The organism is Pseudomonas sp. DWP2-2 (genome assembly GCF_049897065.1).
Taxonomy (GTDB): domain Bacteria; phylum Pseudomonadota; class Gammaproteobacteria; order Pseudomonadales; family Pseudomonadaceae; genus Aquipseudomonas; species Aquipseudomonas paracarnis.
In genome coordinates, this window is record NZ_JAFCVN010000003.1 from 146662 (window position 1) to 169092 (window position 22431).

Consider the following 22431-nt stretch of genomic DNA (forward strand, 5'->3'; position numbering starts at 1 on the left):
TTGTAGGAGCGAGCTTGCTCGCGAAGAACGCACAGGCAACGCGGGCTACCAGATAGCGCTGCGTTATCGTTGACGTTTTTCGCGAGCAAGCTCGCTCCTACTCCGGCCAGTGCCAGGCCGGCCCATCCAGCATCCCTTGCCCCACAATCCGTGTCTCCCCCAACACCTTCTCCAACACAATCGAGTTACACCCCTCATCCTGCTGCAACGCTGCAATCAAGCGGCTGGCATGGCTCACCACCCACACCTGGCACTGCTTCGACGCCTGGATAATCAAGCGCGCCAGTGCCGGCAACAGGTCGGGATGCAGGCTGGTCTCCGGCTCGTTCAGCACCATCATGGTCGGCGGGCGTGGGGTCAGCAGTGCTGCGATCAGCAGCAGGTAACGCAAGGTGCCGTCCGACAGCTCCGCCGCCGACAACGGGCGCAGTAAGCCTTCCTGATAGAACTCAATGGCAAAGCGTCCGCCCTGCAACGGTTCGATATGCAACCGTGCGCCGGGGAAGGCATCACTGACCGCGTGCTGCAACGCCTCGACATCGCCCACTTCGCGAATCGTCTGTAACGCGGCCGCCAAATCCCGACCGTCGTGATGCAGCACCGGCGTGCGCGTGCCTAATTGCGGCTGGCGTACCGGCGCATCCACATCGCTGCGAAAGTGATCATAAAAGCGCCAGCCACGGATGCTTTCGCGCAGCAGCAACACTTCCGGCGAACCGCGCAGGCTGCCGACCTGATCGAACAGGCTGTGATAGTTGGGCGTGTGTTGGGCCAGCACGTCCCAGGCGCGGCCATCACGGGCGCGTACCATCGGTCCCGAGCGCTGAACCAGCAGGCTAGCCGGGCGATAGAGAGGGCCGGCCCAGATACATTCCTTTTTAATCTCCGGGTCCAGTTTGAACTCGCTGCCGGGAACCGGGATGGGCATGCCCAGGGAGATGGCGTAGCTGAAGTCCTCCCCGGCAAAGCCCAGGCGCAAGCGTTTGACGCCTTGGGCGACCACGGCCTCCACCGGTACTTCGCCATTGCGCATGCGCCGGCTGATGTTTTCCGGCCCGGCCCAGAATGTGGAATCCAGCCCGCCTTCGCGGGCCAGCGCATTGATCACCCCACCCTGGGCAGTTTCGGCCAGCAGGCGCAGGGCGCGATACAGGTTGGACTTGCCGCTGCCATTGGGCCCTGTCACCAGGTTCAGCCGGTCCAGGGGCACCACCAATTTGTTGATCGAGCGGTAATTGGCCACCGCGAGGGTTTTAAGCATGTGTATTTAGTCAGCATGGGAACCATTGGAGTATGGGATCCTCCATGCAGATAAGGAACCCTGATCTAAGCTCACAGTCGCATACACACTTGAACGTCGGCATCACGCAAAAGGAGCCTGCATGGGCGGTCGCACCTCGACATTTATTTTCAGCCTTGGCCTCCTGGGGCTGCTCAGTGGCTGTGGCCAAGACAAGGCCGAGCCCAAGCAGCATTCACGGGTGTTCGTGCAAACCGTGCAGTCGGCGGATTTTGCCGCGGCGGTGACGCTGACCGGTGATATCCAGGCGCGGGTGCAAACCGATCTGTCCTTTCGCGTGGGCGGCAAGATCATCCAGCGCATGGTCGACGTGGGCGACCGCGTCACAGCCAGGCAAGTCCTGGCCAAGCTCGACCCCAAGGACCTGCAAACCAACGTCGATTCGGCCCAGGCCCAGGTCGTGGCCGAACAGGCGCGGGTCAAGCAGACCGCCGCCGCCTTTGTGCGCCAGGAAAAACTCCTGCCCAAAGGCTATACCAGCCGCAGCGAATATGACGCCGCCCAGGCCGCGCTGCGCAGCAGCCAAAGTGCCCTGGCCGCCGCCCAGGCGCAGTTGGCCAATGCCCGCGAACAATTGGGCTACACCGCGTTGATCGCCGATGCCTCGGGGATCATCACGGCGCGCCAGGCCGAAGTCGGCCAAGTGGTACAGGCCACCGTGCCGATCTTCAGCCTCGCCCGCGATGGCGAACGTGACGCCGTGTTCAACGTGTATGAGTCCTTGCTGGTGGAGCCGCCGCCCGACGCGCCGATTACGGTGAGCCTGCTGGACAACCCGAGCATCAAGGCCGTGGGCAAAGTCCGCGAAGTCACGCCCGCCGTGGCCGCCAATACCGGCACCGTCCAAGTGAAGATCGCCCTGCAAAGCCTGCCCAAGGGCATGGAACTGGGGTCGGTGGTCAGCGCCACCGCCAATGGCCCGGCCAAGGCGAGCATCGAGCTGCCTTGGTCAGCGCTGACCAAAGACCTCAACGAGCCAGCCGTGTGGCTGGTGGACGGCGAAGGCAAGGCGCAGTTGCACAAGGTCACCGTGGCGCGCTACCTCACCGGCAAAGTGATCATCGGCGAGGGCCTCAAAGGCGGTGAAAAAGTCGTGATAGCCGGTGGGCAATTACTGCACCCCGGCATGGTCGTCGAGATCGCCCAACCCGGAGCGCAGCCATGAAGCAATTGACGCTCATTGTCGCCGCCAGCCTGTTGCTGATGGCCTGCTCCAAGGAAGAGGCGCCGCCCGAACCCATACGCCCGGTGCTGTCCATGGAAGTGAAGGCTGAAGACCAGGAAAACCTGGGCCGTTTCGCCGGCACCATCCAGGCCCGCTATGAAAGCAACCTGGGTTTCCGTGTGCCGGGCCGCATCGCCCGTCGCGCTGTGGATGTCGGCGCCGAAGTGGAGAAGGGCGCCCTGCTCGCCGTGCTTGACCCCACCGACCAGCAGAACCAATTGCGCGCTGCCCAGGGCGACCTGGCGCGCGTACAGGCGCAGTTCATCAACGCCCAGGCCAACGCTCGGCGGCAACAGGAGCTGTTCAACCGTGGCGTCGGCGCCCAGGCCCAGCTGGATGTGGCCCAGACCGACCTGAAAACCACCCAGGCGACCCTCGACCAGGCCCGTGCTTCGGTCAACCAGGCCAAGGATCAGCTCAACTACGCAGAACTGCGCACCGACCATGCCGGCATCGTCACCGCCTGGAATGCCGAGGCCGGCCAAGTAGTCAGCGCCGGCCAGCAAGTGGTGACCCTGGCCCGTCCGGACATCAAGGAAGCGGTGATCGACCTGCCCGCCGGCCTGGCTGAACGCTTGCCTGCCGATGTGGTGTTCCTGGTCGCTGGCCAACTGGACCCCAGCGTGCACACCACTGCCGTGGTGCGTGAGATCGAGCCTCAGGCCCAAAGCGCCACGCGCACCCGTCGCGCACGCCTGAGCCTGGCCGAAACCCCGCCGGCGTTCCGCCTGGGCACGGCAATCAGCGTGACTTTGAGCACCGCCATCGCCCCGCGTATCGAACTGCCACTGAGCGCCTTGCAGGAAGTCGACGGCAAGACCCGTATCTGGCTGCTCGACACCCAGAGCCAGACCGTGCAACCCCGCGAGGTCACGGTTATCAGCCGTGATGCTCACAGCGCCTTGCTCAATGGCAGCGTCAAACCCGGCGAGCACATTGTCACCGCCGGCGTGAACAGCCTGAAACCTGGGCAAAAAGTCAAAATCGACGAGGACAGCCCGCGATGAAAGGGAGCTTCAACTTATCCGACTGGGCCCTCAAGCATCAGTCCTTCGTCTGGTACCTGATGTTCGTCGCGCTGCTGATGGGCGTGTTCTCGTACATGAACCTGGGCCGTGAAGAAGACCCGTCGTTCACCATCAAGACCATGGTGATCCAGACCCGCTGGCCGGGCGCGACCCAGGAAGAAACCCTCAAGCAGGTCACCGACCGCATCGAGAAAAAACTCGAGGAACTCGACTCCCTCGACTACGTGAAAAGCTACACCCGGCCGGGCGAGTCCACGGTGTTCGTGTTCCTCAAGGACACCACCAGCGCCAAGGCCATCCCGGAGATCTGGTACCAGGTTCGCAAGAAGATCGATGATATCCGCGGCACCTTCCCCCAGGGTTTGCAGGGGCCGTCGTTCAACGATGAATTCGGTGACGTGTTCGGCTCGGTGTACGCCTTTACCGGCGATGGCCTGTCGATGCGTCAGCTGCGTGATTACGTGGAGCAGGTGCGCGCCGAAATCCGTTCGGTACCGGGGCTGGGCAAGGTCGAAATGATCGGCCAGCAGGACGAAGTGATCTACCTGAATTTCTCCACGCGCAAACTCGCGGCCCTGGGGATTGATCAGCGCCAGGTCGTGCAAAGCCTGCAATCGCAGAATGCGGTAACGCCGGCCGGGGTAATCGAGGCTGGGCCGGAGCGGATTTCGGTGCGCACCTCCGGGCAGTTCGCCTCGGAGAAAGACCTGGCCAACGTCAACCTGCGCCTCAATGACCGTTTCTACCGGCTGGCGGATATTGCCGACATCAGCCGTGGCTATGTGGACCCGGCGCGGCCGATGTTCCGCTTCAACGGCAAACCGGCGATTGGCTTGGCCATCGCCATGCAGAAGGGCGGCAATATCCAGTCGTTCGGCAAGGCCCTGCACGGGCGCATGGACGAGCTGACCGCCGACCTGCCGGTGGGCGTCGGCGTGCACAAGGTGTCCGACCAGGCCGAAGTGGTGGAAGAAGCCGTCGGCGGGTTTACCAGCGCGTTGTTCGAGGCGGTGATCATCGTGCTGGTGGTGAGCTTTATCAGCCTCGGCATGCGCGCCGGGTTGGTGGTGGCGTGCTCGATTCCGTTGGTGCTGGCGCTGGTGTTCGTGTTCATGGAATACAGCGGCATCACCATGCAGCGCGTGTCGCTGGGCGCATTGATCATCGCCCTCGGCCTGCTGGTGGATGACGCGATGATCACCGTGGAGATGATGATCACGCGCCTGGAAAAAGGCGAAACCAAGGAACAGGCGGCGACATACGCCTATACCTCCACGGCCTTCCCGATGCTCACCGGCACGCTGGTGACCGTGGCCGGCTTCGTGCCGATTGGCCTCAACGCCAGTTCGGCGGGCGAGTACACCTTTACCTTGTTCGCGGTGATTGCCGTGGCGATGCTGGTGTCGTGGGTGGTGGCGGTGCTGTTTGCGCCGGTGATCGGCGTGCATATCCTCAGCGCCAATGTGAAACCGCACAACGCCGAGCCAGGGCGCATTGGCCGGGCCTTCAATGGCGGCATGCTGTGGGCCATGCGCAACCGTTGGTGGGCGATTGGTATCACCGTGGCGCTGTTCGTGGCCTCGGTGTTTTCCATGCAATTTGTGCAGAACCAGTTCTTCCCGTCGTCGGACCGTCCGGAAATTCTCGTCGACCTGAACCTGCCGCAAAACGCCTCGATCAACGAGACGCGCAAGGCGGTAGACCGCCTCGAAGCGATCATCAAGGACGACCCGGATATCGCCCGTTGGAGCACCTACATCGGCCAGGGCGCGATTCGTTTCTACCTGCCGCTGGACCAGCAGTTGGAAAACCCCTACTACGCGCAACTGGTGATTGTGAGCAAGGGCCTGGAAGAGCGTGGCGCCCTGATCGCCCGCCTGCAACAACGCTTGCGCGATGATTTTGTCGGTATCGGCAGCTACGTGCAGCCGCTGGAAATGGGCCCGCCGGTCGGGCGGCCGATCCAGTACCGCGTCTCTGGTAAAGACACCGACCAAGTGCGCAAGCACGCCATTGAACTGGCGACCTTGCTGGATCAGAACACCCACCTGGGCGAGATCATCTACGACTGGAACGAGCCGGGCAAAGTGCTGCGCGTCGACATCGCCCAGGACAAGGCGCGACAACTGGGGCTTTCGTCGGAAGACGTGGCGCAGTTGATGAACAGCGTGGTCAGCGGCGCGGCGGTGACCCAGGTGCACGACGATATCTACCTGATCAACGTGGTCGGCCGCGCCGAGGATGCCGAGCGCGGTACGCCGGAAACCTTGCAGAACCTGCAGATCGTTACGCCCAATGGCACCTCGATTCCATTGCTGGCCTTTGCCACGGTGCGTTACGAACTGGAGCAGCCGCTGGTGTGGCGTCGTGACCGCAAGCCGACGATTACCATCAAGGCCGCGGTGCGCGATGAGATGCAGCCGACCGACCTGGTCAAGCAATTGGCGCCGACCATCGAGAAATTCAGCGAAGGCTTGCCGGTGGGCTATAAAGTCGCCACCGGTGGCACTGTGGAAGAAAGTGGCAAGGCTCAGGGACCTATCGCCAAGGTGGTGCCGTTGATGCTGTTCCTGATGGCCACCTTCCTGATGATCCAGTTGCACAGCGTGCAGAAGATGTTCCTGGTGGCCAGCGTCGCGCCACTGGGGCTGATCGGCGTGGTGCTGGCGTTGATCCCCACGGGCACGCCCATGGGCTTTGTGGCGATCCTGGGGATCCTGGCGCTGATCGGCATCATCATCCGCAACTCGGTGATTCTGGTCACACAGATCCACGAGTACGAAGAGGCCGGCTACACGCCGTGGGATGCGGTGGTGGAAGCCACAGAGCACAGGCGCCGGCCGATTCTGCTGACGGCTGCGGCGGCGAGCCTGGGCATGATCCCGATTGCGCGGGAGGTGTTCTGGGGGCCGATGGCCTACGCGATGATCGGCGGGATCATCATTGCGACGTTACTGACGTTGCTGTTTCTGCCGGCGCTGTATGTGGCCTGGTACAAGATTCGCGAGCCGAAACAGGAACATCAGCCACAACAGGATTAACACTGAGAGAGGGGGCTGCCAGTTAAGCGCAGATCCCCTGTGGGAGCGGGCTTGCCCGCGAAGGCGGTGCGTCAGTCGCAGCATCTGTGACTGAACTGTCGCTTTCGCAGGCAAGCCAGCTCCCACATTTGGAACTTCATTCTGGTTGAGGCTGTGTGAAGTTTCTGAAAAATCCCCATGTCGTGCTGGCTCGCTACTGCATGCTGTACCCTCTGGTCCTCATTTCAAACCCAGGTCGGTCCTCATGCAGTGCCTGCGTTTCACCTTGCTGTTTTGCGCGTTGCTCCTTGCACCGCCTGCCTTCGCCGCCACCGTACTGGAAAACGCCTTGTGGCGCGTCGAACTCGACCCCGCCACCCTGGCGCTGCGCGTGACACCCGCAGGCCAGACTTCGGTGCAGGCATCCAGCGGTGTGGCCGCGCATGCCGTCAGCCAATTGCAGAACACGCCTGATCAAGCCACTTGGCAATGGGACAACGGCGCCTATCGCCTGACCGCCCGCCTGCAACAGCGCGACCTGGCCTTGACCATCAACGCCCGCGAGCCCGGTGAGCTGGCCCTGCTGCGCCAGCCTGCCGAGGCCATGGGGCGAGGGTTGATCTGGCCCTTGGCCGAGGGGCATTACGTGCCTGCCGGCAATGCCATCTGGAAGACGTTTCTGCTGGAGCGGGGTGAGTTCAATACCACCCAGGACCTGAGCCTGCCGCTGTGGGGCGTGGATCACGGTGGCTTCACGTTGAACTGGCTGTTGACCAACCCCTACAACAACCGCCTGCAATGGCAAGCCGACGGCAACGGCCTGGCCCTCTCCGCGGCCCATGAATTCACCTCGCTGGCGCCTGATGCGCCGATGACGCTGCGGCTGTACCTGGGCGATGCCGACCCATTGGCTGGCGCCAAGCGCTACCGCCAGTGGCTGGTGGAGCAGGGCCGCTATGAACCGTTGGCGGACAAGCTGCGGCAAACACCCGAAGCCCAGAAGCTGCTGGGCGCCAGCCATGTGTACCTCTGGGACAACGGCCTGCTGGCTCTGGGCGATGTGCGTGATTGGCCAACATTGATCAAACGGCTGCGCAGCCATGAACTCAAGACGCTGATGGACAAAGAGAGCGCACAGCTGCTGGCGCAGTCCACTCCCTTGAATCGCTATGAGCAAACCGTGCTGCTGCGCGGTCTCAACGCGGCGATCAACACCAAGGCCCGGCAGGCCTGGCAGGTGGAAGAGCCCGACATGACCCGCCTTGCCGCCCGCTATGGTGAGCTGCGCAGTGAACTGGCCGTGGACTTTGCGGGGGCCTTGAGTGACAGCCCGCAAACCTGGGGCAGTAGCACGATTCAAACCCTGCGCGACGCCGGGCTGCAGCGTCTTCTGCTGACCTTGGGCGAAGGTTGGGAGGGTGGTCTCTGGCATCCCGAAGCGATTCGCGCGGGGGTGGAAGCCGGTTTTCTGATGGCGCCTTACGACTCCTATGAAACGGCCCTGTCCGCCACCGAAAACCCCGATTGGACCACTGCCCACTTGGGCGCCAAGGCCTATCGCGACTGCGCGATCGTGTTGAAAGACGGCAAGCTGAAAACCGGTTTCCAGAAGTCCGGCCATTACACCGACCCGCGGTGTGTCCGGCCGCTGCTGGAGGCGCGGGTGAAGGCGGTACACGCCAAGGCTGGCTTCAATGCCTGGTTTCTCGATGCTTACGCCACCAGCATGCTGTTCGACAGCTATCGCAGCAACGCCAGCATGACCCAGGCACAAAACGCCGAAGGCAATATCGACGCCTCCCGCTGGATCAACACCGTGCCGAAGCTGGTCACAGGCTCCGAAGACGGTAACGCGATCACCGCCCAGGGCATCCTGTTTGCCCACGGCATGCAGACCCCGGTGATCGGCTGGGGTGACCGCGAGATGACCCATGACCCGCAGTCGCCGTACTTCGTAGGCAACTGGTACCCCACGGAGCAACCGGCGGTGTTCTTCAAATCGGTGCCGTTGAAGGAGCCGTTTCGCACGCTGTATTTCGAACCGACGATGCGCCTGCCGTTGTATCAGGCGGTGTTCCACGGCTCGGTGATCACCACCCATCATTGGCTGTTCGACAGCCTCAAACTGAGCAATGTGCAGGGCGACAATGAACTGACCCAACTGCTCTACAACGTGCCGCCGCTGTACCACCTCAGTGCTGCGACGCTCAAGGCGCGGCTGCCGATTATTCAGCGCCAGGACCGCTTCTTCCGGCCGTTGCACCAGCGCTTGGCGACCCAGGAAATGACTGGTTTCCGTTGGCTGACGGTGGACAAACAGCTGCAGCAAACCACCTTCGCCGATGGGACGCGGCTGGTGGCGAATTTCTCGGCGGTGGAAAAACAGGGGTATGCCGGGCGCAGTGTGACGGTGCTTGTGGAGGGGGAGGAGCCGGTGGTGTATCAGGTGAAATAACGCTGCCCGTTACGGCGCCATCGCGGGCAAGCCCGCTCCCACAGGGGAATGCATTCCAAAGGTGGGAGCTGGCTTGCCTGCGATGAGGCAGGTACAGGCGATGCAGTACTAAAGTTTACGCCACACACTCGCCAACCAAGGCTGCTGTTCCCGCGGCAACCCGGCCGGCCGGTAGTAATGCTCCAACTCTTCAAACCCTGCCGCGGTCAGCAAGGCCTGCCACGCCTGCAGGTCGTGATAAGAGCCATACCGCGGCCCATTCCAGCCCTCTTGGTTCTCACCCCGAGGGTTGGAGCTGAACAGCACGCCCCCAGGCTTCAACGCGCCGTGCAGCTCTTTGAGCACTCGGGGCAACTCCTGCTTGGGAATATGAAACAGCACAGCATTGGCAAACACCCCATCGAAGCGTTCGGCGGGCAGGTCCAGCTTGAGAAAGTCCTGCTGCAGCACCTCACAGCCGCTGTCTTCGCGGGCCATCTGCGCAAAACGCTCGGAGCCATCCAGGCCAACGGCGATATGCCCCATGCGCGTAAACGTCTGCAAATCCCGCCCTGGCCCACAGCCGAAATCCAGCACAGTGAATGGCGGCGTGCCCTGGATATGCCGCAGCAGCGCGTCGATGTTCTGGCTCACATCGTGATCGCGGGTGCCTTCACGGAAGTCTTCGGCCACCTTGTTGTAATGGCCCAGGGTGGTGGAGGTGATCTGGTTGAGGTCGTCGGGAGCAAGTTTCATGGCATGGCGCACGGCTGCGGCTGAGGTAGCGGGACTATACCCCGGCCCACTCTTGAGTTGAAAACCGTGTATCCGCTGTAGGGCACTTCATGGCGGTCGCAGTGCGCGCATCCGACAGACCGCCACGGGAAATGGTGGGTAAGATTCGGCCCTCATTTGCAGAGGGCTACACATCCATGGAAGAGGAAAAACGTTCACCCGTTGGCGACAACACCGCGCCGAACAAGGTCGACCAATACGCCACGAGATTGAGCAATGGCCTGTTGTGGCTCAATGAGCGTGCCTGGCCGCTGACGGTGGGGGTTCTCTCGGTGGCGGGCCTGTACCTGTACCAGTACATCCAGGTGGAAAAGGTGCCGCTGAGTATCCTGTCGGCGTCGGCGTTCACTGCCTTGCCGGCTATGTTCGCCATGTTGGTATTTGTGATCGGCATGATGGGTGCATCGATCCTGGTGCCCACGTTCATCTTGTTCACGCGCCTGAACGGCACCGGTGTGCGCCTGAGTGATCAACTCAATCTCAGCCCGCAGTCGCCGCAAGAGACGGCCCAGCACAGGAGGTTACTGGGACATTGGGCGGCCAGCCTGTTGGTGATGTTTGTGTTCTGGATGTCCGCCGTGTACCTGTCCGTGAACGCCGAAAGTGGGTTGTTGCTCACGCTCAGTTGGATCGTGGCGATCATGGCGGCGGTAGTAGCTTATGTCGGCATCATCATTCGTGCGCGTCCCGCCGATGTTGCCCTGCGTGAGCTGACCGGCGAGTTCTGGCTGGCCAGTGCTGGCGCCGGGGTCGTTCAAATGATGGTCATTTTGATGGTGACGGTGCCGGTCTCCCGCGCCTTCAGCGAGTACTCCGACAGCGCCGTGTTCTTTGCGCCGTTCATGGCCGCCGAAATGGCCGTGCTGTTCCTGATCCAGGGGAGCGCCGCCTGCTTGGTGGTGCGCATGCGCGTCCAGAAAAACCCGGTGGCGTTCGCCTCATTGGTGGCCTTTGCGCTCATCGTTTTGCTCGGGCTGATCCCGGCGAGCGGGGCCAAGTTGGGTGGCCTGCCGCTGCAAGGCTCCGCCTCGGGAGGGCGTGTTTGTACCTTGATGACCTGGGCGGCAGAGGCCAAGGTCCCCGGCGCGCTGGTAGACGCCGACAACCCCAAGCGCAGCGTAAAACTGCGAGTGATGGCCGACTCGGATGGCAGCTACATCGTGCGGCCCTGGCAGGCCAAGGAAAAAACCATCACCTTCGTGCCCCGTGCCAGCGTTGCCCAATTGGATGAGTGCCCGTGACGTCAGCGCTTGTTCAATACCCGCGCCAATCGGTCCCCGCTCAGCTGGATCACCGCCACTAGCACCACCAGCAGCACAATCACCGTGAGCATGATCTGCGTATCGAAGCGCTGGTAGCCATAGCGGTAGGCAATATCGCCCAGGCCACCGGCGCCGATCGCCCCGGCCATGGCCGATGAGTTGATCATGGTCACCAGGGTGATGGTGAAGCCGCCGACGATGCCGGGTAACGCCTCTGGCAACAGCACATGCCAGATGATGTGCCAGCGGCGGCAACCCATGGCCTGCGCGGCTTCGATCAGGCCATGGTCGACCTCGCGCAGGCTGACTTCGGCGATGCGTGCAAAGAACGGTGTGGCGGCGATGGTTAGCGGTACCACTGCCGCCCAGACGCCATAGGTGGTGCCGACGATCAGGCGCGTGAACGGGATCAGCGCCACCATCAGGATCAGAAACGGAATGGAGCGGAACAGATTCACGAACGCTCCCAGCACGCGGTTAAGGGCCGGTGCCTGGTAGATGCCGCCCTTGTCGCTGGTGACCAGGAAGACCGCCAGCGGAATGCCCACCAGCAGCGCGATCAGCGATGACACCCCCACCATCAACAAGGTGTCGATGGCGCCCTGCACTAAACGATCAAACCACATAGCCCAGCACCTCCACCTGTTGTGCCCAATTGGCCGCGCGTTTGCGCAGTTCTTCGGCGTTGTGCGGCGATCCATTCACCGCCAGCAGCAGTTGCCCCAAGGCATGCCCCTGGATGCGTTCCACGCCGCCTTGCAGTAAACGCACACGGCCGCCGAGGGCACTGAACAGTGCCGCGAGGTCTGGCTCCAGGGTGTCGCTGCCGGTGAACTGCAGGCGCAGTACCAGTGCGGCGTCGGCCGAGGCTGGCGTGGGTTGCAGGCGGCTTTGCAACTCTGGCGGCAAGCCGTGTTGCAGCGGTGCGAGCAGGGTCTTGCTGACCTCATGTTGCGGATCGCCAAACACCTGCCACACCGGGCCTTGCTCGACGATACGCCCGTGCTCCAGCACCACCACGCGGTCGCAGATGTCGCGGATCACCGCCATCTCATGGGTAATCAGCACGATGGTCAGGCCCAGGCGCTGGTTGATCTCGCGCAGCAGGCCGAGGATCGACTGGGTGGTTTCCGGGTCGAGGGCCGAGGTGGCTTCGTCGCACAGCAGAATCTCGGGGTCGTGCACCAGCGCGCGGGCGATGCCGACGCGCTGTTTCTGCCCGCCGGACAGCTGCGCCGGGTACGCCTTGTGTTTGTCTTGCAGGCCTACCAGCTCCAGCAGTTCATGCACCTTTCGTGCGCGTTGTGCCTGGGGTACACCGGCGACCTTGAGCGGCAACTCGACGTTCTGCCACACGGTCTTGGCTGACATCAGGTTGAAGTGCTGGAAGATCATGCCGATGCGTCGCCGCAGCGCCACCAGATGGTCTTCATCGAAGCTGCCGATGTCCACCTGGTCGATCAGCACACGCCCGCTGCTGGGTTGTTCCAGGCGGTTTATGGTGCGGATCAGCGATGACTTGCCGGCCCCGCTGCGGCCGATGATGCCGAACACTTCGCCACGCTGGATCGCCAGGTCAATGCCCTGCAGCGCGTGCACCGTGCCGTCATAGGTTTTGCCCAGGTTGATGAACCGCACATGGGCGCGGTTCAAGTCCGGGTGCAGTTCAGTCTGTTCGGCGTGGCTGGGTGCAGGGACCAGATCGTGCAATCGGGCGTTGGCGGCACTCATGGTTTAGCTTCCCAGCCGACCTGGTAGAGCTTGCCGAGGGACTTGTCCAAAGCCGCACGCACCACTGGCGAGTGCTGGTAGATATCGACGAACTTGATCACCCGTGGGTCGGTTTTGCTCTTGGGCTGGATGACGAACTGAATCACGTATTCCGGATGATCGAGGCCGTCGAACAACAGTGCCGACTCGGCATCGAAGGTCTTGGACAGGCGGATGTACGCCGGGTAGCCCTGCACCAGATCAGCGTCGTCATAGGCGCGCACCAGTTGCACCGCTTCCACTTGCAGGATCTTGATGTTTTTCGGGTTGGCGACGATGTCTTCTTCGGTGGCTTTGTAGCCCACGCCCGGCTTGAGGGTGATCAGCCCGGCCTTGGCCAGCAGTTGCAGGCCGCGACCGCTGTTGATCGGGTCGTTGGCAATCGCCACGCTGGCGCCTGCGGGCAGTTCGTTGAAGTTTTTGTACTTTTTCGAATACAGCCCGACGTTATTGATGATGCCTGGCGCATACGGCACCAGGTCAAACCCGGCGGCGGCCTTGGCGTTTTCAAGGAAGGGGATGTGCTGAAAGTAGTTCACGTCGATATCGCCGGCGGCGAGGCTGACGTTGGGCGCGATCCAGTCGGTGAACTCCACCAGTTCGACCTTCAGGCCCTGCTTGCCGGCCTCTTCTACGGCGGCTTCCAGCGGAATGGCGAAGGCAGCGGTGGTGCCGATTTTCAGCGGGGCGTCGGCGGCAAATACCGCCGAGCTGAATAAGCCGAAGGCCAGGGCCAGTGCTTTGACTGGGTGGTTTAGGAATGTCTTTTTCATAGTGGTTTTCCAGTCATAAGGTCTTAGGTAGCGAGATCGTTCCCACGCTCCGCGTGGTAATGCCGCCAGGGACGCTCCGCGTCCCACAAGCGAACGCAGAGCGTCCAAGAGGCATTCCCACGCGGAGCGTGGGAACGATCAAACAATGTGGCGGTAGGTAGAGCCGGTGTGTTGGTTGGGTAAGCGAGCCGTGTCGTGGAAGACTTTTTCCCGCAGCGTTCCCTGCGCATATTCCGTCTTGTACGAGCCCCGTCGTTGTAGCTCCGGTATCACCAGCTCAATGAAATCCACATAGCTCTCCGGCGTCACAATGCGCGTCAGGTTGAAACCATCCAGCCCGGTTTCACTGATCCAGGATTCCAGCTCATCGGCCACCTGTTCAGGCGAGCCCACCAGGGTGATATAGCGCCCGCCCAAGGCGTGCTGTTCAAGCAATTTGCGCCGGGTCCAGTCGTTGTTCTGCAGGTTCTGGGTGGCCGACTGGATCGCGTTGCTTTTGACATACTGGATCGGTTCGTCCAACGCGTACTGGGCAAAATCAATCCCGGTCGAGGCCGAGAAGTGCGCCACGCCGGCTTCCGCGCTGGCGTAGCTGAGGTACTCGGCGTGCTTGTTCCAGGCCAACGCTTCAGTGGCGCCAACGATGACGTTCAGGCCCATGAACACCTTGATGTCGTCCGGGTTGCGCCCAGCCTCCACTGCGCTGGCGCGCACCTTGTCCACCTGGCGCTTGGTCGCGGCCTTGTTCTGCCCGCTGATAAACACGCACTCGGCATGCCGCCCGGCGAACAGCAAGCCGCGCTCGGAACTGCCGGCCTGGAACAGCACCGGCGTGCGCTGCGGCGAGGGCTCGCACAGGTGGTAACCCTCCACCTGATAGAACTCGCCGTGGTGCTCTACCTTGTGCACCTTGCCCGGTTGCGCATACACCCGCGCTTGGCGATCGTTGCGCACCGAGTCGTCTTCCCAGCTGCCTTCCCAGAGCTTGTACAACACCTGCAGGTATTCATCGGCCTGGTCGTAGCGCCGGTCATGCTCGACCTGTTCGGTAAGGCCCATGGCCTTGGCGGCGCTGTCGAGGTAGCCGGTGACAATGTTCCAACCCACCCGGCCACGGCTCAGGTGATCCAGCGTCGACATGCGCCGTGCGAACAGGTACGGCGGCTCATAGGTGAGGTTGGCGGTAAGGCCGAAGCCAAGGTGCTGGGTGACGGCGGCCATGGCCGACACCAGCAGCAGCGGGTCGTTGACCGGTAGCTGGATCGACTCCTGGAGCGGCACGTCAATGGAGTCCTGATAGACGTCATACACGCCGACGATATCAGCGATGAACAAACCGTCGAACAACCCGCGTTCAAGGATCTTCGCCAGTTCAGTCCAGTATTCGAGGGTCTTGTACTCGGTCGAGTTGTCTCGTGGATGAGCCCACAAACCGTGATTGATGTGCCCGATGCAGTTCATGTTGAAAGCATTGAGCAGGATCTTTTTTTTGCTCATCAGATGGTCCCCCGCAGCGGCGGGTTTTCATCGTTGAGGTAGTAGTTGCCAACCGCATGGTATTTCCAGCGCACCGGGTCGTGCAGGGTGTGCACCCGGGCGTTGCGCCAGTGGCGGTCCAGGCCGTGTTCGGCCAGGGTCGCCTGGCTGCCAGCCAGTTCGAACAGGGTGCTGCCGGCCGCCAGGGAGATCTCGGTGCTCAGAGCGCGTACTTCGGCAACGGCGATGGAGGCTGCGGCGACGGTCTGGGCATTGCTGTCGGCCTGGGCGCGGTCGAGGAATTCACCCGAGCGTTCCAGCAAGGCTTCGGCGGCGTGCAGCCGGCTGCTCAGGTGGCCGAAGCTCTTGAGTGTCAGCGGGTCTTCGGTGGCCTTGTCGTTGTCGGCGTCGATCCATGGGCGGGTCTTGGTGCGCACAAAATGCAAGGCGTCCTCAAAGGCCGCGCGGGCGATGCCGGTGTCGATGGCTGCGTGGAGGATCTGCGCCAGCGGGCCGACGGTGGTCGGGCGTTCGAAAGCGCTCTGGAACGGCACCACGTCTTGCGCCGCGACCCACACGTTGTCGAACACTACCGAGCCGCTGCCGGTAGTGCGCTGGCCGAAGCCGCTCCAGTCGTCGATCACCGTCAGTCCCTCGCTGTCACGCGGTACGAAGGCCAGTTGCTGCACGCCATTTGCATCCACCACCGAAGTGGGGATGCGCTGGGCGTAGATCGCGCCGGTGGCGTAGAACTTGCGCCCGTTGATGCGAAAACCGTCGCCGTCGCGGGTGAGGCTGGTAATGCGGTCGTGGGCGGTCTTGGTGCCCAGCTCCGCCAAGGCGTTGCCAAAGCGTTGGCCGGCCAACACCTCGGCGTACAGGCGTTGCTGCTGTTCGGGGCTGCCGTTCACGCGCAGTACTTCGAGGGCATAGAAATGGTTTTGCGGAATCTGGCCCAACGAGCCATCGGCCTGGGCGATCAGTGCGATGACCTTGGCCAGGGTGACGTTGGACACGCCCGCGCCACCGTAGGCCTTGGGCACGCTGATGCCCCACAGGCCAGAGCGGGAAAACACGTCCAGTTCGGGCAATGGCAGGCGGCGTTCGCGGTCGCGTTGGGCGCTGTTGCGGCGCAAGTCTTCAGCAAGATCGCTGGCGACAATAAGCGCTTGTTCGTCGCTGGTGATGACCGCGACGGGGTGAGAAAGGGTCATGAGTTTCTCCAGAAGCTCGTGGAAAAAGTGTTCTGGTTGGTTAAATCCACGAATGACGAGCCGGCAAGGTGCCGTTGAGCCGATAGGCGCCGATGGCGTGGTACTTCCAGCGCACCGGGTCGTGCAGGGTGTGCACCCGGGCGTTGCGCCAGTGACGGTCAAGGTTGAATTCGGCCAGGGTGGCGCGGCTGCCGGCCAGTTCAAAGAGCTTCTCGGTGACTTGTAACGCCACTTCGGTGGTCAGCACCTTGGCCTCGGCCACGGCAATCGAGGCGTGGGCGGCGGACTGCGCGGTGATCGGCGCGGCGCTGACCTGGTCAAGCACCTGGCCGGCCTTGCGCAGCAGGGCTTCGGCGGCGTGCAGTTCGATCTTCAGCTTGCCGATATCAGCGATCACATACAGGTCGTCGCTGGCCCGTTCGACCTTGGCGTCGATCCACGGGCGTGAGCGTTCACGCACGAAGGCAATGGCATCGTCGAGGGCGCCTCGGGCGATGCCAGCGTCGATGGCGGCCTGGATCAGTTGCGACACGGCCCCCTGAATATTCGGGCTTTCGCCCAGGCGCCAGTTGTCGATGACCAGGCCCGGCTCCACGGCCACGCGATCAAGCAAGACGGTACCGCTGGCGGTGGTGCGTTGGCCAAAGCCCGACCAGTCATCGACGATGCGCAGCCCCTCGCTGCCGCGCCGCACGAAGGCCATGACTTGCTTGCCGTCATCGTTCAACGCTTTTATGGCGACCCAGTGAGCAAACAGTGCGCCGGTGGAGTAGAACTTCTGGCCGCTGACCACGTACCCATCACCTTCGGCCGTAATGCGTGCCTTGAGCTCCAGGGTATTTTTGGTGCCGCGTTCCGGGCCGCCGTTGCCGATGCGCCAGCCGTCGAGCACGCTCTGGAACAGCTGCTTTTTCTGACGCTCGGTCGCGGTGCCCTGCAATACGTACAAGATGCCGAAATGGTTCTGCGGGATCTGCCCGAGTGCCGGGTCGGCTGCGCTGATGATCGCGAAGACTTCGGCCAGGGTCACAAACGACACCTGTGGGCCGCCGTATTCCCGGGGAATGGAAATACTGCCCAAGCCGCTGCGGGTGAACTGTTCGATCTGCGCCCAGGGCAGTTTGCGTTGCTGGTCGCGCTGGGCGGCGTGCAGGCGTGCAGCCTGGGCCAGTTCGTGGGCTGCACTCAGTGCTTGGGCGTCGTTGCGCAACACCGTGGCGGGCAACAGCAGGGGGGCTACGTCCAGATCACTCTGGGGGGGTGTTAGAGCCAAGTTAGACATCAGCGCCGCTCCTTGGCTGCACGCAATGCCCTGGCGTTGCGCACCGGGGTAATTCTGACCATACCGACCTCGCATTCAATGAAATAAACAGAAAAATCAGGAATGTCCGGTGGTCCGGTGCATATACCCTAAGCGTGTTAATTGTTTAAATAAACTAACTTTTAGGAATATGCATAGAAGGGCTGTCACCCCGGTTCACAGGGTGAACCGAAGCGACGCGGTTGATAGCCCGGTGCGGGCGAGGCAGGGCGGGGCGGTGTGCAGGCGGCGATGCGCAGCGTGCGGGCGGGCGCCCAGCGGGAGTTGTTACCCACGCGGTCGAGAATGCAGTAGGTGACTTCCAACCGGCAGTCGTCGCCGGCTTCGACAATCACGTGGGGCGGCACCCACACCCGCACCGCCAGGCCGACGCTGTTGGCTTGGATGCGGGGCAGGTCCAAGCGTACATCGCCCCAGCGCAACGTAATGGCATCGCCCGTGCTCATGTTCAGGTAAGGCTCGATGGTCAGCGGAATGCCGCGCCTTACCTGGCTGCTGTTGACGCCGTGGCGGCGAATCGTCTCGGGCAAGTTCACCGGCGCCAGATTCTGGTTTTCAGTGTCGCCTTCAGGGTTCAGGCGCGGCGAAGGCTGACCGCCCGGATAGCTGGTTTTGACCCGCACCAGCGTCACCGCCGAGCGCATCGGGCCATGGCCGATCTGCAAGACCTGGTAATGGACGCGTGCCGGTCCGTCCTGCACAAAGCTCTGCGGTACGCATAAGTGGGTACACGTGCCGATCCTGCAGGCCGTCACCTTGCGCGAGGCGGCGAAGCAGTTGTTCCAGAACAGTTCGATCAGGTCGCCTTCTTCCATGCTCGGGTAGGGTGAAATATCGACCTGCAAGTGGGCGGAGGCCAGGGCGCTGATGCCGTTTCCAATAGCCTGGGGAAGCCTTGGGGCACTGAGCGTGGCCGGGGTTTGAGTGTGTGTCATAAGTAATCTCCTTGATGCAGCCAGCAGCAATCGTTCCGAAACCTGGACGCACAGGCGCAAGGGGGTTCGAAAGGCACGATTCAGTCAGTAGCCGGGATAGGATCCAATCCTCAAGGCGCTAGATAAGAGGGTTGGCCAAGGAGCGTCAATGGAGGCAAAGGGCTAAACGGCGGGTTTGGCGAGATTCAGACGGGTCTGACGGGGAGGGGGATTTCAAGAGGCAGGCGGCAGGGTCTTTTACGGGTTGGAATGGCGACTCCCTGTAGGGCCTGGCTTATGTGGGAGCTGGCTTGCCTGCGACAGCATCTCCCCATTTTGACTGCTACACCGAGGCGCTTGCATCGCAGGCAAGCCAGCTCCCACACAGAACGTCAGTGGGCGAGGAATTTGCTCAGGAACTGCTTGGTACGTTCTTCCCTGGGGTTGGCAAACAGCGCCTTGGCTTCGCCCTGTTCGACGATCACGCCCTTGTCGAAAAAGATCACCCGGTTGGCCACATCACGGGCAAAGCTCATCTCGTGGGTGACGATGACCATGGTGCGGTTTTCTTCGGCCAGGCTGCGAATGGTCGCCAGGACTTCGCCCACCAGTTCCGGGTCGAGGGCCGAGGTGGGTTCGTCGAACAGGATCACCTCCGGCTCCATGGCCAATGCGCGGGCAATCGCCACACGCTGTTGCTGGCCGCCGGACAGGCGCCGCGGGTACGACGCTTCCTTGCCCGCCAGGCCGACCCTGGCCAACAGCTTGCGCCCCAGTTCGGCCGCCGCTTCCCGTGGCATCTTCTTGACCACAATCGGGCCTTCGATGACGTTTTCCAGCGCGGTGCGGTGGGGGAACAGGTTGAAGTTCTGGAACACAAATCCCACATGCTGGCGCAGGCGCCGCACCAGGCCCTGTTGCTGGTTGAGCGGCCTGCTGCTGTCGATCTCGATGTCACCCACCTTGATACGGCCGCTGGTGGGTTCTTCGAGGAAGTTCAGGCAGCGCAGGAAGGTGGTCTTGCCCGAACCGCTGGGGCCGATGATGGCGACCACTTCGCCTTCCTTGACCTCCAGGTCGATGCCGTTGAGCACCACCTGGCCGTTGAATTGCTTGGTCAGTTTTTCAACCACGATCATGCTTCAAGACTCCAAGTCATGCCGGTTGACCCGGTCTTCCAGACGATTTTGCAGATGCGCCAGGATGCTCGCCAGGATCCAGTAGATCAGGGCCGCGGACAGATACATGGTGAAAATTTCGAAGGTACGTGCCGACACCAGTTGGGCCTGGCGGAACAGCTCGGGCACCTGGATGGTGGCGGCCAGCGCCGTGTCCTTGACCAGTGAAATAAAGCTGTTACCCAAAGGCGGCAACGCCGTGCGCATCGCCTGGGGCAGGATGGCCCTGCGCAACGTCTGCGCACGGGTCATACCGATACTGGCAGCAGCTTCCCACTGGCCACGCTCGATGGAGGCGATGGCGGCCCGCAGGATTTCACACGCATAGGCAGCCATGTTCAGCGAAAAGCCGATCATGGCGGCCGGGATCGGGTCCAGCTCGATGCCCACTTGCGGCAAGCCGTAGTAGATCAGGAACAGCTGCACCAGCAACGGCGTGCCGCGAAAGAACGACACGTAGACCCGGGCGGTCCAGCTCAAGAGCTTGAAGCGCGAGAGGCGCATCAAGGCCAGGCCGAAGCCCAGCAGCAGGCCGAAAAACATCCCGCCCAGGCTGAGGATTACCGTGTAGTACGCGCCCTTGAGCAGAAAGGGCGCGGAGTCCAGCGCGAGTTGGAAACCTGCTTCCATTATTGCGTGACGTCAGCGTTGAAGTACTTCTCGGACAGCGTCTTCAACGTGCCGTCGGCGCGCAGTTTGTCCAGAGCCTTGTTCACCGCATCGAGCAGCTCGGGCTCACCTTTGCGCAGGGCGATACCGGATTCCTGACGGGAGAAGGCGTCGCCGGCAGCGGCGGTGTCGGGGGCTTTCTTGGCGTATTCCAGGGCGGCCAGGCGGTCGATCAGGATGGCGTCGATACGGCCGATGCGCAGGTCCTGGAACTTGGTCGGGTCGTCGTTGTAGGTCTTGATAATGGCTTTTGGTTGGTTGTCCTTGAGCCATTGTTCGTAGTTGGTGCCCAGGCCCACACCGACTTTCTTGCCGGCCAGGTCGTCGGCTTTCTTGATCGAGTCGACGTTCTTTTTCAGCACCAGCGCCTGGATGCCGGACACGGTGTAAGGCTTGGAGAAGTCATACTTTTTCTTGCGCTCTTCGGAGATGGTCACCTGGTTGACCACGGCGTCCAGGCGCTTGGATTCCAGCGCGGCGAGGATGCCGTCCCAAGGGGTGGCTTGCAGCTTGACCTTGACGCCCAGCTCCTTGGCCAGCGCCTCGGACAGTTCCACTTCGAAACCGCTGAGTTTGCCGCTTTCATCGACAAAGCTGAACGGCGGGTAGGTGCCTTCCAGGCCGATCTTGATCTCGCCGGCCTTCTTGATGGTGTTCAATTGCTCGCCGGCAACCGCCTGGCCCAACCAGCCAGCGCCAAGCGCGAGGCCCAAAGTGCCAACCAACAGCGTGCGACGAAATGCAGAAATAGTCATGGAGAGCCCCTGTGTTTTTTATGGTGAGCGAAGCAGGTGACGCGGTAGTCGTATCCTGCCCTAAAGCGCGAAGCGCGTCTTCGCCTTCGGCGCGATGATAAGGTGGGTTTTTAAGTCTTGAAAATAATAAAAATACAATTTCATATTCTTTTTAGAAATATGTACACCTCCCACATCGACAGTATTCAATCAGTTGAATACTGAGTCATAGGCAAACAATGCCGGCGCGCCACCGGTATGCAGGAAAATGATCGGCCCCTCTTCAAAGCGCTGGCGCCCGATGCCGTCGAGCAAACCGGCCATGGCCTTGCCGGTATACACCGGGTCCAGCAACAGACCTTCCTGGCTGGCCAAAAGTTTGATCGCCGAGAGGGTGCCAGCGTTTGGCTCGCCATACCGCGGCCCGAAATACTCGTCCCACAGGGTGACCTTGAAGGCGTCGGGGATAGCCACACCGAGCAACTCGGCAGTGCGTTCGGCCAGGCCCTGCACTTTCGGGAATTGCGCTTGCTCGGAGCGCGACACCGTGATGCCGATCACTGGCAGCTGCGGCAGTGCTTCGCTCAAGGCCAGGGCCAGGCCGCTGTGGGTACCCGCACTGCCAGAGGCGAGCACCACGGCGGCGAATTGAATGCCGCTGTCTTCAATTTGCGCGGCCAACTCCAGCCCGGCGCGCACGTAGCCCAGCGCGCCGAGTGCATTGGAACCGCCAATAGGCACCAGGTACGGCTTCTTGCCGTTACTGCGCAGGCGGTCGGCGAGGGCGTTGAGTTGGTCGTCGGCGTTGTCGAGGTTTTCCACCAGCTCCACTTTGGCGTCGAACAGCTCCAGCAGCAGGCGATTGCCGTTGCCCAGGTAGTTGGGGTCGTCGGTGCCGGTAGGGTTTTCCAGCAGGGCAACACAGCCCAGGCCAAGCCTGGCGGCGAGCGCGGCGGTCTGGCGCACATGGTTGGACTGGATCGCGCCGGCGGTGACCAGGGTGTCGGCGCCCTGGGCGATGGCGTCGGCGGCCAGGTATTCGAGTTTGCGCAGCTTGTTGCCGCCCATGGCCAGCGGCGTGGTGTCATCACGTTTGACGTAGATGTCCCTGCCCAGCCAAGCCGACAGCCGCTCGAGTTTTTCCAGGGCCGTGGCACTGCCCAGTAGTTCCAGACGGTTAAAACGGTCGAGCTGTTGTTTGATCATGGTTACGCACGGTGGCTGAGTGATTGGGGGACTATAGGCAGGCACTTTTCATCGGGCAACCGCCAATCGCTTATGACTAAAGGTTCTTAGCTCCACACCATTGGTTCTTAAG

The 22431-nt window shown here is 62.1% G+C and carries 18 protein-coding genes; 5 read left to right on the plus strand and 13 right to left on the minus strand.

The genetic code is table 11. The features are described 5' to 3' along the window. Positions 1–97: 97 nt before the first annotated feature. Positions 98–1261, minus strand: coding sequence for an AAA family ATPase (locus ACP7CZ_RS08180; RefSeq protein WP_294173016.1), 1164 nt, complete (start codon positions 1259–1261; stop codon positions 98–100). Between the two features lie 121 nt (positions 1262–1382). Between ACP7CZ_RS08180 and ACP7CZ_RS08185 the strand changes: the two genes are divergently transcribed. The 4 genes from ACP7CZ_RS08185 (at position 1383) to ACP7CZ_RS08200 (ending at position 9028) form a co-directional block, all read left to right on the plus strand. Further along, positions 1383–2465, plus strand: coding sequence for an efflux RND transporter periplasmic adaptor subunit (locus ACP7CZ_RS08185; RefSeq protein ID WP_070415489.1), 1083 nt, complete (start codon positions 1383–1385; stop codon positions 2463–2465). Continuing rightward, positions 2462–3532, plus strand: coding sequence for an efflux RND transporter periplasmic adaptor subunit (locus tag ACP7CZ_RS08190; RefSeq protein ID WP_054920307.1), 1071 nt, complete (start codon positions 2462–2464; stop codon positions 3530–3532). The genes ACP7CZ_RS08185 and ACP7CZ_RS08190 overlap by 4 nt, the downstream gene beginning before the upstream one ends. Next, positions 3529–6594 carry an efflux RND transporter permease subunit gene (locus ACP7CZ_RS08195; protein ID WP_294173010.1) on the plus strand — a complete coding sequence of 1022 codons (3066 nt, stop codon included), beginning with the start codon at positions 3529–3531 and terminating at the stop codon, positions 6592–6594. Before ACP7CZ_RS08190 ends, ACP7CZ_RS08195 begins: the two co-directional genes overlap by 4 nt. 244 nt (positions 6595–6838) lie before the next feature. Then, complete coding sequence (locus ACP7CZ_RS08200; protein WP_294173008.1) at positions 6839–9028, plus strand: glycoside hydrolase; 2190 nt, start codon at positions 6839–6841, stop codon at positions 9026–9028. Between the two features lie 108 nt (positions 9029–9136). Here the strand turns inward: ACP7CZ_RS08200 and ACP7CZ_RS08205 are convergent, their stop codons facing one another. After that, positions 9137–9763 carry a class I SAM-dependent methyltransferase gene (locus tag ACP7CZ_RS08205; protein ID WP_060772801.1) on the minus strand — a complete coding sequence of 209 codons (627 nt, stop codon included), beginning with the start codon at positions 9761–9763 and terminating at the stop codon, positions 9137–9139. Positions 9764–9939: 176 nt separating this feature from the next. Between ACP7CZ_RS08205 and ACP7CZ_RS08210 the strand changes: the two genes are divergently transcribed. After that, on the plus strand, positions 9940–11043 hold the full coding sequence (locus ACP7CZ_RS08210; RefSeq protein ID WP_294173000.1) for a hypothetical protein: 1104 nt from the start codon (positions 9940–9942) through the stop codon (positions 11041–11043). A 2-nt stretch (positions 11044–11045) separates the two neighbouring features. Here the strand turns inward: ACP7CZ_RS08210 and ACP7CZ_RS08215 are convergent, their stop codons facing one another. The 11 genes from ACP7CZ_RS08215 to ACP7CZ_RS08265 form a co-directional block, all read right to left on the minus strand. After that, a complete protein-coding gene (locus ACP7CZ_RS08215) occupies positions 11046–11690 on the minus strand; it encodes a methionine ABC transporter permease (protein ID WP_003187635.1) in 645 nt (214 codons plus the stop codon). After that, complete coding sequence (locus tag ACP7CZ_RS08220; protein ID WP_236455061.1) at positions 11680–12795, minus strand: methionine ABC transporter ATP-binding protein; 1116 nt, start codon at positions 12793–12795, stop codon at positions 11680–11682. The genes ACP7CZ_RS08215 and ACP7CZ_RS08220 overlap by 11 nt, the downstream gene beginning before the upstream one ends. Next, entirely contained in the window at positions 12792–13607 is an 816-nt protein-coding gene (locus tag ACP7CZ_RS08225; RefSeq protein ID WP_054896665.1) for a MetQ/NlpA family ABC transporter substrate-binding protein, read from the minus strand. Before ACP7CZ_RS08225 ends, ACP7CZ_RS08220 begins: the two co-directional genes overlap by 4 nt. Positions 13608–13745: 138 nt before the next feature. Beyond that, entirely contained in the window at positions 13746–15104 is a 1359-nt protein-coding gene (locus tag ACP7CZ_RS08230; protein ID WP_294172981.1) for an LLM class flavin-dependent oxidoreductase, read from the minus strand. Continuing rightward, the gene (locus ACP7CZ_RS08235) at positions 15104–16297 is read right to left on the minus strand and encodes an SfnB family sulfur acquisition oxidoreductase (RefSeq protein WP_054920299.1); all 1194 of its coding nucleotides are present in this window, start codon (positions 16295–16297) and stop codon (positions 15104–15106) included. Before ACP7CZ_RS08235 ends, ACP7CZ_RS08230 begins: the two co-directional genes overlap by 1 nt. 40 nt (positions 16298–16337) lie before the next feature. Beyond that, positions 16338–17579: an SfnB family sulfur acquisition oxidoreductase gene (locus ACP7CZ_RS08240; protein ID WP_181124517.1), complete on the minus strand. Its 1242-nt coding sequence runs from the start codon at positions 17577–17579 to the stop codon at positions 16338–16340. A 185-nt stretch (positions 17580–17764) separates the two neighbouring features. Beyond that, positions 17765–18553 (minus strand): hypothetical protein, encoded by a 789-nt coding sequence (locus ACP7CZ_RS08245; RefSeq protein ID WP_034125486.1) that lies wholly within the window; start codon positions 18551–18553, stop codon positions 17765–17767. A 371-nt stretch (positions 18554–18924) separates the two neighbouring features. Beyond that, on the minus strand, positions 18925–19671 hold the full coding sequence (tcyN, locus tag ACP7CZ_RS08250) for an L-cystine ABC transporter ATP-binding protein TcyN (RefSeq protein WP_014716461.1): 747 nt from the start codon (positions 19669–19671) through the stop codon (positions 18925–18927). Between the two features lie 3 nt (positions 19672–19674). Continuing rightward, positions 19675–20340 carry a cystine ABC transporter permease gene (gene tcyL, locus ACP7CZ_RS08255; RefSeq protein WP_003187646.1) on the minus strand — a complete coding sequence of 222 codons (666 nt, stop codon included), beginning with the start codon at positions 20338–20340 and terminating at the stop codon, positions 19675–19677. Then, positions 20340–21134 (minus strand): cystine ABC transporter substrate-binding protein, encoded by a 795-nt coding sequence (gene tcyJ, locus ACP7CZ_RS08260; protein ID WP_014716462.1) that lies wholly within the window; start codon positions 21132–21134, stop codon positions 20340–20342. The genes tcyL and tcyJ overlap by 1 nt, the downstream gene beginning before the upstream one ends. A 189-nt stretch (positions 21135–21323) precedes the next feature. Next, the gene (locus ACP7CZ_RS08265) at positions 21324–22319 is read right to left on the minus strand and encodes a D-cysteine desulfhydrase (RefSeq protein ID WP_034125487.1); all 996 of its coding nucleotides are present in this window, start codon (positions 22317–22319) and stop codon (positions 21324–21326) included. Positions 22320–22431 lie beyond the last annotated feature (112 nt).